The organism is Bacillus cereus group sp. BfR-BA-01355 (assembly GCF_022663675.1).
Taxonomy (GTDB): Bacteria; Bacillota; Bacilli; order Bacillales; family Bacillaceae_G; genus Bacillus_A; species Bacillus_A thuringiensis_S.
Window position 1 is genome coordinate 1 of the sequence record NZ_JAKUFY010000257.1, and the last position, 1,398, is coordinate 1,398.

Consider the following 1,398-nt stretch of genomic DNA (forward strand, 5'->3'; position numbering starts at 1 on the left):
AGGCGCTTTTTGCCTTGTAGGAAGAAGCGAAGCCACCGAACAATCTAGTCGCTGGAGCTAGACAACGAAAAGCAAAAACGGCTAAACCTGCATAAAGATTAAACGAAAATTTTTTTCAAAAAACGTTCTCCTACACGATAATTAGTATATGATTCTACATTCATTATTTTACATAAAATAAAAAAGGACAGCACAAAGGCTGTCCTTTAGTCGACTATAATTAGTCTTGGTTTGTCATTTCTGCATATTTTTCTGCAGTTAATAACTTCTCAACTTGGCTTGCATCAGAAAGTTCAACTTTAACCATCCATGCACCCTCGTATGGAGATTCGTTAACAAGTTCTGGTTGGTCACTTAATTCTTCGTTTACTGCTACAACTTTACCGCTTACAGGTGCGTATAACTCAGAAACTGTTTTAACAGATTCTACGCTTCCGAATGGCTCGTCAGCTTCGATTGTTGCACCTACTTCAGGAAGTTCAACGAATACGATATCGCCTAGCTCACCTTGTGCAAAGTGAGTGATACCGATAACAACTTCATTACCTTCAGTTTTTACCCATTCGTGTTCTTCAGAGTAACGTAAATTATTTGGAATGCTCATGACTGTACCTCCAGTGAATGTATTAATTATGTAAAAATACCTTATTGGTACTTTTTCCACACACTTTCAAACTGCTCTTCGTTAAAACCAAGTGTTACATTCGTTCCATCTGTTACAATTGGACGTTTAATCAACATGCCATCAGATGCTAAAAGCTCGTACATTTCGTCTTCGCTTGCATCTTTCAACTTATCTTTCAGACCAAGTTCACGGTAACGCATTCCACTTGTATTAAAGAATTTTTTTAATGGTAATTCACTTTTTTCATGTAAATTACGTAAATCTTCTTTTGATGGTGGATTTTCAACAATATGAATCATCTCATATGCTACATCGTTTGCCTCAAACCATTTCTTTGCCTTTTGACATGTGCCACACTTTGGATATGAATAAAATGTTACTGTCATAAATTCACCTACTTTTTTACTAACCTTTACCTTTATCATATAGAAAACGTTTTATTATTTCAAACCATTATTCGCTAAACTTTTACTTATTTCGTGATAATTTTTAATAATCCTGCGAATTTTTCTTATTTTTCCGCCATTTGTTAAGAAAAAAATAAATATATAAATTTTTTAGATTCTGCACCAAACATATATCTTAAACAAACGTTTGATTAATTTCTTATTTTTCTTTCTTAACCTTTGAACTACATGAGTTTCTTTCTACCGAACATACAGCTTAAACAAACGTTTATTTTTAAAAAATAAGAAGCCTTTTTTACAGGCTCCTTCATCATCGACTTAAGTAATCCGAAATGGTTTGAAATACTACTATATACATATTATGAA

The 1,398-nt window shown here is 33.3% G+C and carries 2 protein-coding genes; both read right to left on the minus strand.

Features of this window, described 5'->3' with window-relative positions:
- Positions 1 to 220: 220 nt before the first annotated feature.
- Positions 221 to 604, minus strand: coding sequence for a glycine cleavage system protein GcvH (gene gcvH / locus MR167_RS31425; RefSeq protein WP_000026896.1), 384 nt, complete (start codon positions 602 to 604; stop codon positions 221 to 223).
- A 41-nt stretch (positions 605 to 645) separates the two neighbouring features.
- Positions 646 to 1,011, minus strand: coding sequence for an arsenate reductase family protein (locus tag MR167_RS31430; RefSeq protein WP_000218968.1), 366 nt, complete (start codon positions 1,009 to 1,011; stop codon positions 646 to 648).
- Between the last annotated feature and the right edge of the window lie 387 nt (positions 1,012 to 1,398).